Origin of the sequence: Azospirillum sp. B510 (assembly GCF_000010725.1) — a bacterium.
GTDB lineage: Bacteria > Pseudomonadota > Alphaproteobacteria > Azospirillales > Azospirillaceae > Azospirillum > Azospirillum lipoferum_B.
Genome location: NC_013854.1, coordinates 2,878,314 through 2,893,505, shown reverse-complemented (window position 1 = coordinate 2,893,505; position 15,192 = coordinate 2,878,314). Strand labels below are relative to the sequence as shown.

Below are 15,192 nucleotides of genomic sequence, written 5' to 3'. Positions count from 1 at the left end.
CGATGGTAGGCATCCTCACCGACCCCATCGAGCCCAATCGCCGTCTGGAGGCGCTGGGCACGAACGCCATCCCCGCGACGACGGGCGAGGCGCTGGGTGCGACTTGGGACGACGCGCTGACCCGCAACCCCACGAACTCTTTGTTCCGCTGGGCCGGGCGCGCCTTCTTCCAGCCAGCCGACGCCCGCATCCTGTCCGCCGAGGACGCCAACCGGGAATTCGGCCTGGACGGCGCGTTGCGCTTCGACGGCGACACGCCGGAGCCCTATGCGCGCGACCTGTACGAGCTGAAGCGGGCGGAATTGCGCCGGCAGGACACCCTGTCGCGGGTGGAGGGCGGTCTTCTTCAGGGTGCTGCGCGGCTTGGCATCGGTTTCGTCGCCGGTGCGCTCGACCCGCTGAACATCGCATCGGCGTTCATCCCGGTGGTGGGTGAGGCGCGGATGGCGACGATGCTCGGCCTTTCGGCTGGGACCGCCGGCCGGGCGGCGGCGCGGGCGGGTGCCGGCGCGGTCGGCGGCGCGGTCGGCGCCGCTGTGGTCGAGCCGATCGTCTACGGCGTGGCGCAGCAGGAGCAGGCCGATTACGGCGCGGTGGACAGCCTGTTGAACATCGCCTTCGGTGCGGCGCTGGGGGGCGGTCTCCATGTTGTCGGCGGCGCGGTGCGGGATCGCTGGGACGCTTGGCGCAACCCGGTGGAGGCGCGGCTGGAGGCCGCACCCTTCCCGGCGCAGGAAACGGCGCTGCGCTCCGCCATCGCCGATGTGGCAGAGGGCCATGCCCCGGAACAGGCGGAGCTGGCGTTGCGGCTCCAGGAGCGGAGGCGCATCGCCGATGCTTATGACGAGGTGCGTGCTCGCCCTGGTGGCGCGGCTGACGATCCGCTGGTGCGCTTGCTCAGCGACACCGACATGCCCACCAACCTTCGGCGTGGCGCGGCGGAGGAGCGTGACGGCGAAGTGCGCATCCCCGGCCGAGGCGACGGGCTGGTCAAGATCATTTTCAAGGATGGTGAAGGGTCGAAGCGGGCTCCCGACCGGCAGGTGACGCGCGATGACGTGTTGCAGCTGCCGGATATCCTGCGGAACTACGAGCCGCGAATCGAAGATGATGCGGACAAGGACCGCTATCATCGCATCTGGATTCTTAATGCCGAGGACGGCCGTCAGATCAAGATTGTGGCCAGCCGGTTCAGCGGTGACCGCGAGCATTACATTGTGAAGATGGGAGTCAACGGACCGGGCCGGCTTGAACCGCCGTCGCCACGCCGTGATGCCGGTTCCCCCGACGACGTCAGCCGCGTCGCCGGGGATACCGCCCCAGGGCCTTCGGATCGGCCGTTGGGGGGCCGGCAGGGCTATAGAATGGACCGTGGCAATCCGTTCCGCAAGCCCATGCCGGTGTTCGACGCCGACAATCGCCGCATCATGGTGCGGTACGAGTTGGCCGAGGCCGGCGGGTTGGTGACCTCGCACAATGCCGACCTGTCGGTGAACTCCGCCTTTCCGGCGGAGTTGCAACCGCGGGAGCGTGACCGCGTCGCCAGCCATGAACAGATCCGCAGCATCGCCGCCGGACTGGAGCCGGAACGGCTTGGCGTCTCGATGGATGCGGCCACCGGCGCCCCGGTGATCGGCGGCAATGTGGTGGAGAGCGGAAATGGCCGCGTGCTGGCCCTGCGCCGGGCCTATGCCGAGCATCCGGAGGCCGCCACCCGTTACCGGGCGTTCCTGACCGACCTGGGCTTCAATCCGTCCGGCTTTCGCGAGCCGGTGCTGGTCCGCCGCAGGCTGACCGACCTTACGCCGGAGGAGCGAACCCGGTTCACCGTCGCCGCCCAGAAATCCGCCGTCCTCGACCTGTCCGCCACCGAGCGGGCGATGGCCGACGCTCCCGGGTTGGATGGCATCCTGTCGCTGCATCAGGGCGGCGATGTCGGGCTGGCGCGCAATGCCCGCTTCGTCCGCGCCTTCATCGATCGTCTGCCGCAGTCCGACCAAGGCGGCATCCTGGCGGCGGATGGCGGATTGTCGCGCGACGGCAAGCGCAGGCTGGAGAACGCGCTGCTGGCGCGGGCCTTCGATGATTCGGATTTGCTGGGACGCATGATCGAGACTGACGACGACAACAGCCGCGCCATAGCCGGCGCGTTGCTCGACGTGTCGCCTGCTTGGGCCAGGATGCGCGCGGCGTCGGCGGCCGGCGAGATCGCGCCCGGCATGGATGCGACGATGGACCTGCTGGAGGCGGTGCGCATGATCCGCGACGCCCGTGCCGCCGGACGGCCGCTGGATCACATCCTCGACCAGATCGACGCGTTCCGCCGGCCATCGCCGGCAACCGAGCTGTTTCTGGATGGCATGCTGCGCGGCAAGAGCACCGCCAGCCGTGACGCGGTGGCCGCCACCCTGACCCGCTATGTGGACGAGGCCATGAAGTCCCGCCCAGGTCCCGACCTGTTCGGCGCCGATCCGCCGAGCGGGGAGGAGGTGTTGCGCGCGTTGCGGAGCCATGATCCGTCAGCCCCGCCAGCCGAGGATTTGGAAACGGTGGCCGCCATTGACCGTTCGGTGGCGCAGATGAAGGAGACGCCGGTGGCCGGCGACTCCGCGTCCAACCCGCTGAAGGCCGCCGGGGATGTGGTGGATGCGGATCTTGAGCGCTTGCGTGGCCTTGGCCTGGTCCGCGGTGACGAGCCGGAGATTGCGCATGCCGCCGCCCTGGTGGAGGAGGCGGACTCCCATCGCCGCGCGCTGGAAGCCGGCGCGTTTTGTCTGTCGCGGAGGACTTGATGAGCTGGCAGGACTGCTTGGGGGAAATCCGTGGCGCCGCCGGACGGGACCTGTCGGACGACGATATCCATGTCATGTTGGAGGATATCCAGCTCCGCGCCGATCGGATGCGTCGGGAGCGTGTGGACCTTTCGCAGGCCGAACTATACCGGGCGGCGGCCAGGGAGGCGGGCGCTGAAGCGGAGATGGCCGCCCGGATCGAGGCGCGGAACGCCAAGCTGAACTTGGTCAAGCGGGTCGCGCGCCGCGAATTCTACGAGGCGGCGCCCGCCGTTGGCAGCCGGCCGGGCATCCTCATCGGATTGGAGGCGAAGCTGGTGGGGGTGAACACTCCGTTTTCCGGGTCCCGCCTGTCGGTCGCGGCCCAGCAGAACGCCCTGCGACGGGACTACATGGTGGGGCTGACCACCGAGTTCGACCGCGCCGGACTTTATGAAACCGTTCGGTCCGGTGCCATCGACCGTCAGATCGCGCGGGAGCTGTTCGAGCTGTCTCGGGCGGAGGGCGGCGCGCCCGGGGTGACCGGCAGCAAGCCGGCGGCAGAAGCGGCGGGGATCATCGCCAAGTACCAGGCCTTGGCCCGCGAGGCGCTGAACCGGGAAGGTGCCTGGATCGGTCAGTATGACGGCTATATCGCGCGGACGGCCCACGATCCGGACAAGATCCGCCGCGCGACCTTCGAGGGCTGGCGGGACCAGGTGGTGAAACTGCTGGACGAGCGCACCTTTGAGGGGATCGCCGACAGGGAGCGTTTCCTTCGGGGCGTTTACAATGCCCTGGTGACCGGGGTGCATCTGACGCCGGACGGCATGCAGGGCTTCAAGGATCCCGCCTTCAAAGGCAGCGGCAATATCGCGAAGCGGCTCAGCCAAGGGCGGGTGCTCCACTGGCGCGACGCCGATGCCTGGATGGACTATCAGGCGGCGTTCGGTCACGGCAACCTGGTCGAGGCCGTGCTGCGCGGCCTCGACCAGGCCGCCCGCAACACCGCCTTGATGCGGGAGTTCGGCACCAACCCGCGCGGCGAGTTCGACGCCGACATGCAGGCGCTCGCCGAGTCGTGGCGCGACCGCGACCCCGACGCGGTGGTGAAGCTGGGGGAAGCGCGCAAGTGGCTGGCCAACCGCTTCGACGAGCTGGACGGCACCAGCAGCATGCCGGTCAATCGTCTGGGTGCCCGCATCGGCGCATCCGTCCGCGCGTGGGAAAGCATGTCGAAGTTGGGCGGCGCCACCCTGTCCGCCGTCACCGACGTCCCCTTCAAGGCATCCGAGCTGCGCTATCAGGGCATCAACCTGTTGGAGGGCTATGCCGATGGCGTGCAGTCGCTCATCCGTGGGCGTGGCCGATCGGACAGCGGGACGCGCGAGATCATTGACCTGTTGCGGGCCGGGTCCGAAGGCATGCTCGGACATATTGCGGGGCGGTTCGATGCCCAGGACACCGTTCCCGGCACGTTGTCCAAGCTGACCAACGTGTTCTTCCGCTGGTCCGGGCTGAATTATTGGACCGACGCCCAGCGTGCCGGGGCGGAGTTCATCATGTCGCGCCATCTTGGCCGCCTGCAGCGAACCGAGTTCGCCGCCCTGCCCAGGCAGACGCAACGCGTCCTCACCCTCTTCGACATCAAGCCGGAGGAATGGGATGCGCTCCGGGCCGGCGAATGGGTTCAGGCTGATGGGCGCGCCCACCTGACGCCCGACGCGGCCAGCCGGATGACCGACCAGCAGGTTGATGGGCTGATCGGCGGCAAGCTGGACGGAATTCGGCAGGCGGCCCTGGACCGCATGGAAAAGGCGGTGGATGCGCTCGATCGGCTGGAGAGCCGGCTGGCGAAGCATGAGGCCGCCATGGGCAAAGCCGGTCCCACCGGCGCCGATGTGGAGCGGGCGACGATGCAAGCCACGGTGGAGGGGGTACAGCGCTACCAGCGCAGCATTCAGCAGCTCCGCCAGGACATGCGGGAGATGGTGGCGGGCAGTCGGACCCAGAACGAGGTGCATCAGCACCTCGTTCGCGAGATCGGCTATCTCGCGCGGGCCGAACGTGAGTTGGCTGTGAAGGCCGAGCGGCGCGTGGCCCGCCTGAAGGATCGGGTGCCGGCGGCCGAGGCGGCGAGGGATAAGGCAGCCGCCGCGATCGAGGGCATCCACCAGGACATGCTGCGCCATCTGGATGAGCTGGACAGCCTGCCCGTCCGGCTGGACGAGCAGATGTCCCGCGCCCGTGATGGCGCCCGCGCCGATCTGGCGCTCAAGCTGCACAGCTATTTCAGCGACCGCGGCGAATATGCCGTCATCAACCCGGGCGCCCGTGAGCGCGCCATGCTCCGCCGTGGCACCCAGGCCGGTACGCTTGAGGGCGAGGCGCTGCGCTTCGTTGGCCAGTTCAAGGCGTTTCCTGTCGCCGTCATCAGCAAGGTCTGGGGCCGTGACCTGTACGGCGGAGAGCGCGGATGGGGCCGCGCCGCCGGCATCGTTCACACGCTGGTGGCGACCACCGTCATGGGCTATGTCGCCGGCATGCTGAAGGACCTGTCGAAGGGACGGGCGCCGCGCGATCCAACCGACCCGCGTGCTTGGGGCGCAGCCTTCCTGCAGGGCGGTGGCGCCGGCATCTATGGCGATTTCCTCTTGGGCCAGTACAGCCGCTTCGGCAACCGCTTCCTGGAGAGCGCCGCCGGCCCGACCCTGTCGAGCGCGGGTGAGCTGCTGAACATCTGGGCCGGCGCACGCGAGGGCAACGATGAGAAGGCCGCGACCCTCCGGTGGACGCTGTCCAACACGCCTTTCGTCAACCTGTTCTACACCCGCATGGCCCTGGATTACCTGTTCCTCTACCAAGTCCAGGAAGCCATGAATCCTGGCTTTCTCAGGCGCTTTGAACAGCGTGTCGCCAAGGACAACAATCAGCGCTTCATTTTGTCGCCGTCGCGGGCCATCCCGTACGGCGGCGGCAACCGCCTGTTCGAAGGGGTCCGTGAATGACGGTCAGCACCATCAACACCCGTTGCGGTCCCTACGCCGGCAACGGCGTTTCCACCGCGTTCCCGGTCACCATGGAGTTCTACGCCGCCACCGACCTGGTGGTGATCGAGCGCAACACCACCACGGGCGCCGAGACGGTCAAGACGCTGACCGCGCACTACACAGTCTCGGGTGGTTCCGGCGGCACCGGCACGGTGACAGCCGTCGCCGCTCCGCCGGCCGGCGTAAGCTGGACCATCGTGCGCCGCACTGCGCGGACCCAGACCACGGCTTTCGTGGACGCCGACGCGTTGCCGGCCGCCGCGCTGGAGGATGGCTTTGACCGCGCGGTGCTGATCGGCCAGGAGGCCGACGACAAGGCGTCTCGGAAGATCGGTATTCCGGAGAGCGACAGCACGGGCACCAGCGTCATCCTGCCCGCTTCCCATCTTCGCGCCGGCAAGGCATTGGTGTTCGACGCGGCCGGCAACGTCGCGGTGTCGTCAGACAACTATATCGACCAGACTGCGGCAACCGCAGCGGACCGGGCGGCGGTCCACGTCGATCGTCTGGCGGCTGATGCGGACGCCGTCGCGACCGCGGCGGACCGGGCTGCGGTCCACGCCGACCGCCTAGCGGCCGACGCTGACGCCGTCGCTACTGCGGCGGACCGGCTGGCGACCGCGACGGACAAGACTGCCGTCCACGCCGACCGCCTCGCGGCCGATGTGGACGCCCAGGCCACGGCCGCCGACCGCATAGCGGTCCACGCCGACGCCCTCGCAGCGCACGCCGATCGGCTGGCCGCCGATGCTGATGCCGTCGCGACCGCGGCGGACCGCGTCGCCACCGGAGCGGATCGGACGGCGGTGGCGGCCGACAAGACGGCGACGCACACCGACCGGCTGGCGGCCGACGCCTCCGCAGCGGCTGCGGCCGCCTCTGCCGCTGGTGTCGCCCTGCCGGCAATCACGGCGGCGGATCACGGCAAGCCGCTGGTCGGCAAACCAGACGGTTCGGGTTTCATGGTCGGTCCCGCGCTGCTGGTCGCAGCCACCACCGGCGAAACCGCGACCGGGACAGCGACCGACAAGGCTGTGACCCCGGCGGGCGCGGCGGCGACCTTCTTCAAAGTGATCGGCGGCACATTGACCGGCTGGCTGCAGACCTATGCCGGTGTGGACGCGACGAACCTAGGCCTTCGGATCGGCGAGGCGGCGAGCGGCTTTTACCGCTCGGGGGCGGGCGTGGTGGGGTTCGTGGCCGCCTCCGTCGAGGTGTTTCGGACCGCCGCGTCCGGCGCCATCACCTTCCTTCGAGCAGCGCGCTCGGCGCCGGTGCCGCTGACCGACGCGGCGATCATCCCCTGGGATGCCAACGCCGGCAATTACTTCACTGTGACGCTCGGCAGCGCGGGAGCTGCGCGTACGCTGGCGCTGCCGAGCAACATCACAGTCGGCCAAAGCGGTCGCATCGTGGTCGCACAAGACGGCAGCGGCAATCGCGCGCTGAATTATGCGGCTGGCTTCAAGTGGGCCGGCGGAATTGTCGGCTCGCTGAGTACGGCGGCCAATGCTGTTGATGTGTTGTATTACTATGTCCACGCCACCACGCATGTACAAATGTCTCTGTCAAAGGATTTCAAGTGATGCTTGGATTTGACGACTTCAGCGGCGAAGGCGCATCCACACCGTATCGGTATATCAGGCTGTATTGGCCGGGCAGCACAAGCAACAACACATTTATGAACGAATTAAAATTCGTAGTAAACGGAGTTAGCTACCCGCCTCCGATGACAAGTTGGACAGCGCCGGCTCCGTACGTGGTATCCGCGCAGAGATATTACGCCGATCTTTTCGGCAACCCTGAACATAGCTTTGTGTGGCATGCTTTCGATGGCAATCTCAGTACGCGTTACGGATATCCATGGAACGCCGAGGGGTGGCTGCAAGTCGATTGCGGTCCAAATTTGCGTATTTGCCCGGATCAGATAGTTGTCACGTCTGGCGCGTACGACACCGCGGAAGCGGGCCGCATATTGAGCCCGTTCACACTGTACGGTTCCGATGATGGAAGCACGTTTTACATGATGACGACGGTTCCGCACCCAGGGGCAGCTTGGCCAGGAAACAGCACGCTGAGCTTTAGTACAGGGCTGTCCGGCGTTACTAAATTTGTCTAGATGGTGCTAATAAATGACCATTGCACTTCCCGCCGTCATCGTTCAAAACAACGCAGTTGTTAAGGTGCAGCGGTACGCCGAGCCTTTTGTTCATGCCGGCATAGCGCACCCAGCGACGGCGTGGGACTTATACAATACGGCAGATTGGGCGCGCTATTGCCCGTCATGGCGGCTTTTGCCGCTGGTCGACACTCCGCCGGTGGCGCCCGGTAAGCGGGCCGAGCGCCGGCCAGAGGCCGAGTGGATCGTCGGCGCTGACGCGGTGACCGTCACCTATCGTCTGGTCGATCTGACGCCGGAGGAGGTGGCGGCCGGCCTCACCGCAGCCCGTATCAGCAAGGTGGAGGCCATCGGCGCCGAGCGGCACCGCCGGATGGCGCTGGGCGCCCTGCATGCCGGGAAGCGGTTCGCGATGGACAGCACCAGTCGCACCGATCTGGGCGACATGGCGACCACGGCGGCACTGGTGCTGGCCGGCGCGCTGCCTTGGCCGGACAGCTATGCGCAGGGCTGGATCGCGCTGGACAACACCCGCCTTCCCCTGCCGACCTCGGACGATGGGATCGCCCTGGCCGGGGCGGTGGCGGTCTCTTACTCCACAATCGTCCAGCACGCGCGCGACCTGAAGGATGCTGCCCTGACCGCCGCCGATCCGACCACGGTGGACGAGACGGTTGGCTGGCCCTGACGCGACAACAGTCCAACCCCGAGGGGCTGGATAACCAAGGAGCCTAGCCATGCCCCCTGCCGGCGACTTACACGAAATCAGCTTCCAGATTGGCCAGATACAAGCAGAAATTGAGAATGCCCGCCGATCGCGTGAGGTCACGCACCTGCGGCTGGACGCTATCCAGCGCCAGTTAGAAGAATTGGCGCTCTTGGCGCGCGACGTCGCCGCGATGAAGCCAGAGGTGGCGCATTACTCGGACGCGCGCCGTCGTGCTGCCGGCGCAATGGCGGTGCTGACGCTGCTGGCTGGCGGCATTGGGGCGGCCATGTCGGAGATCATCAAGCTGTTTCTGCATCGCTGAGGTGAAGCATGACTGATCCATCCACCCTGTCTGCCCGTGAGGTCGTCGCTCGGACCTTGTGGGGAGAAGCGCGCGGTGAGGGCATCGCCGGCATGGCCGCCGTCGCTGGCGTGATTGCGAACCGGGTTCGCAATCCTCGCTGGTGGGGAAAGACGGCGCCCGCCGTCTGCCTCAAGCCCTATCAGTTTTCATGCTGGCTGGAGCAAGACCCGAATCGGGACAAGCTGCTGGCCATCACCGACAGCGACCGCACCTTCCGCGCTGCGCTCGATATCGCGGACGAGATGCTGGCTGGCCGCCTGCGCGATGTGACGGCCAATGCCGACCATTACCATACCGTCGGCGTTTCGCCGACGTGGTCCGTGGGGAAAACCCCGGTGGCGGAGATCGGGGATCACCGCTTCTTCCGCCTGGAGCTGACGGCTCCGATTCGCGTCCTCAAGAAGTAAGGAGCTTCATCCATGAAGGACTATCTGCTGACTAAGGCCAAGGAGCGCGGCACCTGGAATGGCCTTATAGGGCTGGCAACCGTCGCCGGCATCGCCGTGACGCCGGACCAGGCGGAGGTGATCGCCACCCTTGGCGTGGCCATCGCCAGCTTCATCAGCATCTTCACTAAGGGCTGAGTCGTCAGAGTAGAAATCCGTCAGAGTTTCAGTATATTTAGTCGGAACTCTGACGGTTCTATGGTATTTAAGCCATTGGAAAATAACAATGTATTGCCAATTCGTAATCAGTAGGTCCGGGGTTCAAATCCCTGTTGCGGCACCAGTTTCTCCAAGGGCTCGGCAAGCGATTGCCGGGCCCTTGGTCTTTTGGGCCATGCTTCGATGGCGCCTGTAGCGGAGCTCGACGAGCGAATGCTTGCCGTCCGCCGAAAACAACTCGGGCGCCGCATCCTCCGACGCGGCGCCCGCCATTCACTCCATAATAACCGTTACCCTCACTCCACCATGTAGGGCGGCTTGGTGAAGCCCGCTGGCGACAGGGTGAAGATCTCAGCCCCCTCCGCCGTCACGCCGATGGAATGTTCGAACTGGGCTGACAGCGACTTGTCCTTGGTCACGGCGGTCCAGCCGTCGCTCAGGATCTTCACGTCGGCGCGGCCGGTGTTGATCATCGGCTCGATGGTGAAGATCATCCCTTCCTTCAGCACCAGCCCCTCGCCCGGCTTGCCGTAATGCAGAACCGACGGCGGCTCGTGGAAGGTGCGGCCGACGCCGTGGCCGCAGAAATCGCGCACCACCGAGAAGCGGTGGGACTCGGCGAAGCTCTGGATGGCGTGGCCGATGTCGCCCAGCGTGGCGCCCGGCTTCACCGCGGCGATGCCGATCATCAGCGCGTCATAGGTGACGTCGACCAGCTTGCGCGCCTTCACCCCGACATCGCCGCACAGATACATGCGGCTGCTGTCGCCGTACCAGCCATCGACGATCGGGGTCACGTCGATGTTCAGGATGTCGCCGTCGACCAGCCGCTTGTCGCCGGGGATGCCGTGGCAGACGACATGGTTGACCGAGATGCAGTTGGCGCGCGGGAAGCCGCGGTAGCCCAGCGGGGCGGGGATGCCGCCATGGTCGCGGATGAACTGCTCCAGCAGGCGGTCCAGCTCGCCGGTGGTGACGCCCGGCTGCACATAGGGGACGATGTAGTCCAGTGCCAGCGCGGCCAGCCGGCCGGCCTTGCGCATGCCTTCGAATCCCTCCGGACCATGAAGACGGACGCGGTTGGAATCGACGTGATCCTGTTCCAAGACGAAAGCCCCTATGCCAGGTAACCAAAAGCCCGATGCCGACGCCCGCCGGCCCCCTAGAGGCGGATCGGCAGCGACCGCTCCAATTCAATCGATTCGGGCGTGATCGCGCAAGACCAACACAGCGCCTCCACCCCCGAATCCAGCGCGCGGCGCAAGCCGGCGTGATAGGCCGGATCGAGATCGGCCGCCGTGCGGAAATGGGTGCAGTCGGCGCGCTGGACAAGATAGAGCATCACCGCCCGGCAGCCCTGCGCCACCATCGCCGTCATCTCCTCCAGATGCTTGGCGCCGCGCGCGGTGACGCAGTCGGGGAATTCGGCGGCGTCGCCATGGGGGCCGCCGGGGCGGCGGAGGTGAACATTTTTCACCTCGACATAGGCGGGGGGCCGGGCGTCCGGCCGGGCCGGATCATCCTCCAGCAGCAGGTCGATTCGGCTGTTGCGGCCGTATCTCACCTCGCGCCGCAAACGGTCGTAGCCGGCCAGCTCCGGGATGGTGCCGGCGGCGACCGCGGCGGCGGCCAGCGCGTTGGGATGGCCGGTGTTGACGCCGACCAGCCCCTCGCCCCAGGGGGCGGCGGCTTCCACCAGTTCCAGCGTGTGGGCCAGCTTGCGCTTCGGGTTGTCGGAGCGCGACAGCCAGACGGTGGAGCCGGGGATGTCCAGCCCGATCATGCTGCCGGAATTGGGGACATGCGCCGTCACCTCCACCCCGTCCGGCAGGGAGTCGGTCCCGTCCAGCAGGACGTCGGCAAGAAACCGCTTGTAGCGGCGGATCAGGCGGCCTTGAAGAAGGGGGGCTGGAAAGCGCATCTTGGCGGCGACGCTACCCCCGGCCTTCCCGCTCGACAAGAGTGTTCCACGGAGACCCGCACCGCCATGACGCCCCAGACCGTCGCGAACCCGACCGCCGCCGTGCTGGTGATCGGCAACGAGATCCTGTCCGGCCGCACCAAGGACGCCAATCTGGGCCACATCGCCGAGAAGCTGACGGAGATCGGCGTGCGGCTGCGCGAGGCCCGCGTGGTGCCGGATGTGGAGGAGGAGATCGTCGCCGCGGTCAATGCGCTGCGCGCCCGCTACAGCTACGTCTTCACCACCGGCGGCATCGGCCCGACCCACGACGACATCACCGCCGCCTGTGTCGCCAAGGCCTTCGGCGTGGCGCTGGAACGCCATCCGGAGGCGGTCGCCCGGCTGGAGCGCCATTACGCCGCCGGCCAGCTGAACGAGGCGCGGCTGCGCATGGCCAATGTCCCGGCCGGCGGCATCCTGATCGACAACCCGATCAGCCAGGCGCCGGGATTCCAGATCGGCAACGTCTTCGTCATGGCCGGCGTGCCCAACATCATGCGGGCGATGCTGGACGGGCTTCTGCCGCGTCTGGCCGGCGGGCCGGCGCTGCATGCCCGCACGGTGACCTGCGAGCTGGCGGAAGGGGTGATCGCCGCCGAACTGTCGGCCTTGCAGGACCGCCATCCGGCGCTGGAGATCGGGAGTTATCCTTACTTCCGCAGCGGATCCTTCGGTGTCAGTCTGGTGCTGCGCGGCACGGACGAGGCGGAGTTGACCGCCGCGACCGACGAGCTGGCGGAGATCGTCCGCCGCCTGGGCGGCATGCCCGCCGTCACGGTCGGCACCAAAGGGTAATGCGGGATATGCCGACGGATCGGTTGTCGCGGACCGGTCCGGTCCTACATTAACTTTCTGTCATCAATCTTGCCGTCATCCGCATCGGACCTGTCGCGGGAGTCCCGCCATGAAGAGCTTCGAGAAAGCCGCGCTGCTGTTCCTCATCCGCCATCTGATCGCCGGCATCGCCGGCGCCGTGGTGCTGGCGAGCGGTCTCCTGTGGTTTGACGTCGCCAAGCTGGCGACGCTGATCGGCAACAGCGACTATGGCATCACCGCCACGGTGATGCTCTATGCCGGGCTGATGCTGACCTTCGGCAGCGTGTCGATGGGAATCGGCATCATGACGATGAACGAGGACACCCGGCCGTAAGGCCGGTCGCGGCCGGCCCGGCCCCTCAGCCGCCCCTCAGCCGCCGAACGGGCCGAAGCGGTCGTAAATCCACACCAGCACGACGATCAGCGCCAGCCAGAGCGCGGCGTTTCGCAGAATGACTCCGCGGTTCCGGCGCAAGGCCGCAGGCACCACCAGAATCGCGACCATCAGCAGGGCCACCAGCGACAGCCAATCCGTCTCGCTCATGCCGTATCCTCCTTTGAGGAGCGTCCGTCTCCAGGTTGCGCCGCCCCAATATGGGAATGCCTGTGATATTGCGAAGGCCTCTTGACCCGCAGCCTCGCTATTGTCTAAGTCATGGGTACGGAACGGTGCGTTGCATATTTTCATATGCAATTTCTGCGGGTGACGCGGGGCTGTTCCGGTGACATGCTCTTCGCCGTCACGATCCGGGCACGGGAATCGGCTTCGCGATGGTAGGGAGCGGGTGCGCGGGCGTGGCGAAATTGGTAGACGCAAGGGACTTAAAATCCCTCACCTCTTGGTATGTGGGTTCGAGTCCCACCGCCCGCACCATCTTGAAAAGAAACGGTTTTTCCCGCTGATTGCGGAGAGGGTCGAGAAGGTCAAGAGCCTCCAGGACCTCCAGGACCCACCCAGGACCCACGGGAATCGTCTCGGGACGTAGGCTGGGCAGCCTTACCCAGCGGGGGCATACGCAGAAGCGTTTTTCTGATCGACTCTACTCAGGCATAGCAAGTAGAAATATCGGCTCTAAATTCCTAGACTTTTCAGGTAGGTATCTGCGTTCCTTAGAAAACTCATAATCAGAGCATGAAGAGATATCTCTTTACCGTTGAAGTCTATAAAGAGAGATTTCTCGCCATCCACTCCGCCCATACTCCACCAGTCATCATCCTCCCATTCGTGTTCCCTTTCTATTGCTTGTTTTATGTTTTGGATCCTCGGGTGCTTCGTGCCATTGGCAATTCTCCTAAGTTCATCCCACTCAGGGCAAGCAGATTTCATCTTCGTTTTTTCGGCTTCAAAGTCACTTTGGCTCAATCCAAGGTCTCTTGTGTGCAGCCAATCAAGTGTGTGATTTCCAAAAAGAACAGCCGCAATCAAATCATCGTTATTCCTTGTTTCTTTATATCTTTCGGCAAAGCGGCGGCATGCATCTAATACCAGAGCCGGAAACTTCTGACTCGCCGGGTCTGTGGCTTGCGGTTCAGCGCCGGTAGTGATTCCCTGTGCCAGGTCTCACCATTGAGCGAAGCACAGCCATGTCCGCCCTGCCGATCCGCCCCGACCTGAGCTCGGAAGACCTGCGCCGCCTCGCCCGCGGCGAGAGCGATGGGCGGGTGTGCCGGCGCCTGCTGGCGATCGCCATGGCGCTGGACGGCGTCAGCCGGGCGGAAGCGGCGCGGCAAGCCGGCATGGACCGGCAAGCGCTGCGCGACTGGGTCGTGCGCTACAACGCCGAAGGGGTGGACGGCTTGCGGGATCGGGCGCGCTGCGGCCGGCCGCCGCTGCTCGCCGACGCCCTGGAGCCGGAATTGGCTGACCTGATCGCCGCCGGCCCCGAGGTCGAACGGGACGGCGTCGTCGAGTACCGGGTTCGCCACATCCGCGACTTGGCCCTGCGGCATTTCGGGGCGGACTACAGCCGCACCGGCATGCAGGACCGCTTGCACCGCATGAAGCTGTCCTTCCTGACGCCGCGCCCGATCCATCCCAAGGCCGACGCACCGGCCCAGGAGGCGTTTAAAAAAACTTCGCCGAACGCCTCGCCGCCATCGGAGAGGACCACCCCGAGGCGAGCGCCGTGGAGGTCTGGTTCCAGGACGAGGCCCGCATCGGCCAGAAAGGCACCCTGACCCGGCGCTGGGCGCCGCGCGGCAGCCGGCCGCGCGCCGTGCGCGATCATCGTTTCAAGTCGGCCTATCTCTTCGGCGCGGTCTGTCCTGAGCGCGACACCGGAGCCGCCATCGTCATGACGCGCGCCAACACCGAGGCGATGAACCTCATGCTGGAGGAGATCAGCCGCACCGTCACCCCCGGCGCCCATGCCGCCGTGGTGATCGACGGGGCGGGATGGCACACCAGCGGCGATCTCGCCGTGCCGGCCAACATCACCCTCGTGCCGCTCCCGCCCTACAGCCCGGAACTCAACGCCATCGAAAGGCTCTGGCAGGTCATGCGCGACACCCTGCTGTCCCACCGGCTCTTCACCGACCTCAACGCCATCCTCGACGTCTGCTGTCGCGTCTGGAACCGCATCCTCGCCGAACCCGGCCGCATCCGCTCCACATGCGGTTACCCGTGGGCCTTACAGGTCAAAATTTAACGGCTTTGGTATCACTCCTCCAGCACCCTCACAGCACAGCGGCGTAAGGCCTCAGAGCCGCCACGGTCTTGGGTAGCGACTGCGCATGAAGCGTGGCGAGGTAGTCATCCGCCGTTTTCGGCGGGCTCTTCAGGCGCCTCAGGCACC

At 66.2% G+C, this 15,192-nt stretch carries 14 protein-coding genes and 1 tRNA gene; 11 read left to right on the top strand and 4 right to left on the bottom strand.

All coding sequences use genetic code 11. The annotated features are described in order from the left end of the window. The first annotated feature begins 2 nt into the window (after positions 1 to 2). The 7 genes from AZL_RS33425 to AZL_RS36315 all read left to right on the top strand — a co-directional run bounded on the left by AZL_RS33425 (position 3) and on the right by AZL_RS36315 (position 9,597). Positions 3 to 2,792, top strand: a complete 2,790-nt coding sequence (locus tag AZL_RS33425; RefSeq protein WP_052293669.1) for a hypothetical protein — start codon at positions 3 to 5, stop codon at positions 2,790 to 2,792. After that, a complete protein-coding gene (locus tag AZL_RS13505) occupies positions 2,792 to 5,779 on the top strand; it encodes a hypothetical protein (protein WP_012975096.1) in 2,988 nt (995 codons plus the stop codon). Before AZL_RS33425 ends, AZL_RS13505 begins: the two co-directional genes overlap by 1 nt. Beyond that, complete coding sequence (locus AZL_RS33420; protein WP_012975095.1) at positions 5,776 to 7,407, top strand: hypothetical protein; 1,632 nt, start codon at positions 5,776 to 5,778, stop codon at positions 7,405 to 7,407. The genes AZL_RS13505 and AZL_RS33420 overlap by 4 nt, the downstream gene beginning before the upstream one ends. Positions 7,408 to 8,139: 732 nt before the next feature. Next, a complete protein-coding gene (locus AZL_RS13495; RefSeq protein ID WP_158305977.1) occupies positions 8,140 to 8,628 on the top strand; it encodes a DUF4376 domain-containing protein in 489 nt (162 codons plus the stop codon). A gap of 49 nt (positions 8,629 to 8,677) precedes the next feature. After that, positions 8,678 to 8,971 (top strand): hypothetical protein, encoded by a 294-nt coding sequence (locus AZL_RS13490; protein WP_042443150.1) that lies wholly within the window; start codon positions 8,678 to 8,680, stop codon positions 8,969 to 8,971. An 8-nt stretch (positions 8,972 to 8,979) separates the two neighbouring features. Further along, positions 8,980 to 9,420 (top strand): cell wall hydrolase, encoded by a 441-nt coding sequence (locus AZL_RS13485; protein WP_012975093.1) that lies wholly within the window; start codon positions 8,980 to 8,982, stop codon positions 9,418 to 9,420. Between the two features lie 12 nt (positions 9,421 to 9,432). Further along, entirely contained in the window at positions 9,433 to 9,597 is a 165-nt protein-coding gene (locus AZL_RS36315) for a hypothetical protein (RefSeq protein ID WP_012975092.1), read from the top strand. A gap of 317 nt (positions 9,598 to 9,914) precedes the next feature. Here the strand turns inward: AZL_RS36315 and map are convergent, their stop codons facing one another. Continuing rightward, positions 9,915 to 10,724 carry a type I methionyl aminopeptidase gene (map, locus tag AZL_RS13480; RefSeq protein WP_012975091.1) on the bottom strand — a complete coding sequence of 270 codons (810 nt, stop codon included), beginning with the start codon at positions 10,722 to 10,724 and terminating at the stop codon, positions 9,915 to 9,917. A 56-nt stretch (positions 10,725 to 10,780) separates the two neighbouring features. Then, a complete protein-coding gene (gene sfsA / locus AZL_RS13475) occupies positions 10,781 to 11,539 on the bottom strand; it encodes a DNA/RNA nuclease SfsA (protein ID WP_012975090.1) in 759 nt (252 codons plus the stop codon). Positions 11,540 to 11,605: 66 nt separating this feature from the next. Here sfsA and AZL_RS13470 point away from each other — a divergent pair, with 66 nt between their 5' ends. Together AZL_RS13470 and AZL_RS13465 are read left to right on the top strand one after the other, a co-directional pair. After that, the gene (locus tag AZL_RS13470; RefSeq protein WP_012975089.1) at positions 11,606 to 12,376 is read left to right on the top strand and encodes a competence/damage-inducible protein A; all 771 of its coding nucleotides are present in this window, start codon (positions 11,606 to 11,608) and stop codon (positions 12,374 to 12,376) included. A gap of 109 nt (positions 12,377 to 12,485) precedes the next feature. Beyond that, positions 12,486 to 12,731 carry a hypothetical protein gene (locus AZL_RS13465; protein WP_012975088.1) on the top strand — a complete coding sequence of 82 codons (246 nt, stop codon included), beginning with the start codon at positions 12,486 to 12,488 and terminating at the stop codon, positions 12,729 to 12,731. Between the two features lie 36 nt (positions 12,732 to 12,767). On the opposite strand, the gene AZL_RS36595 is transcribed toward AZL_RS13465, so the two are convergent. After that, the gene (locus tag AZL_RS36595; RefSeq protein ID WP_173380482.1) at positions 12,768 to 12,941 is read right to left on the bottom strand and encodes a hypothetical protein; all 174 of its coding nucleotides are present in this window, start codon (positions 12,939 to 12,941) and stop codon (positions 12,768 to 12,770) included. Positions 12,942 to 13,186: 245 nt separating this feature from the next. Here AZL_RS36595 and AZL_RS13460 point away from each other — a divergent pair. Beyond that, positions 13,187 to 13,271, top strand: a tRNA-Leu gene (locus AZL_RS13460). A 198-nt stretch (positions 13,272 to 13,469) separates the two neighbouring features. Here AZL_RS13460 and AZL_RS35500 read toward each other — a convergent pair. Beyond that, positions 13,470 to 13,823 (bottom strand): hypothetical protein, encoded by a 354-nt coding sequence (locus AZL_RS35500; RefSeq protein WP_158305976.1) that lies wholly within the window; start codon positions 13,821 to 13,823, stop codon positions 13,470 to 13,472. A gap of 125 nt (positions 13,824 to 13,948) precedes the next feature. On the opposite strand from AZL_RS35500, the gene AZL_RS34235 reads away from it, so the two are divergent. Beyond that, a protein-coding gene (locus AZL_RS34235; RefSeq protein ID WP_148219284.1) for an IS630-like element ISAzs14 family transposase occupies positions 13,949 to 15,045 on the top strand; the annotation gives its coding sequence in 2 pieces (ribosomal slippage) (positions 13,949 to 14,465 and positions 14,465 to 15,045; 1,098 coding nt in all). Positions 15,046 to 15,192: the final 147 nt, after the last annotated feature.

Excerpts from the sequence above, each read along its gene's own strand:
- AZL_RS33425 (WP_052293669.1), top strand. The coding sequence starts at position 3 with ATGGTAGGCATCCTCACCGACCCCATCGAGCCCAATCGCCGTCTGGAG.
- AZL_RS13505 (WP_012975096.1), top strand. The coding sequence starts at position 2,792 with ATGAGCTGGCAGGACTGCTTGGGGGAAATCCGTGGCGCCGCCGGACGG.
- AZL_RS33420 (WP_012975095.1), top strand. The coding sequence starts at position 5,776 with ATGACGGTCAGCACCATCAACACCCGTTGCGGTCCCTACGCCGGCAAC.
- AZL_RS13490 (WP_042443150.1), top strand. The coding sequence starts at position 8,678 with ATGCCCCCTGCCGGCGACTTACACGAAATCAGCTTCCAGATTGGCCAG.
- AZL_RS13485 (WP_012975093.1), top strand. The coding sequence starts at position 8,980 with ATGACTGATCCATCCACCCTGTCTGCCCGTGAGGTCGTCGCTCGGACC.
- AZL_RS36315 (WP_012975092.1), top strand. The coding sequence starts at position 9,433 with ATGAAGGACTATCTGCTGACTAAGGCCAAGGAGCGCGGCACCTGGAAT.
- sfsA (WP_012975090.1), bottom strand. The coding sequence starts at position 11,539 with ATGCGCTTTCCAGCCCCCCTTCTTCAAGGCCGCCTGATCCGCCGCTAC.
- AZL_RS13470 (WP_012975089.1), top strand. The coding sequence starts at position 11,606 with ATGACGCCCCAGACCGTCGCGAACCCGACCGCCGCCGTGCTGGTGATC.
- AZL_RS13465 (WP_012975088.1), top strand. The coding sequence starts at position 12,486 with ATGAAGAGCTTCGAGAAAGCCGCGCTGCTGTTCCTCATCCGCCATCTG.
- AZL_RS36595 (WP_173380482.1), bottom strand. The coding sequence starts at position 12,941 with ATGAGCGAGACGGATTGGCTGTCGCTGGTGGCCCTGCTGATGGTCGCG.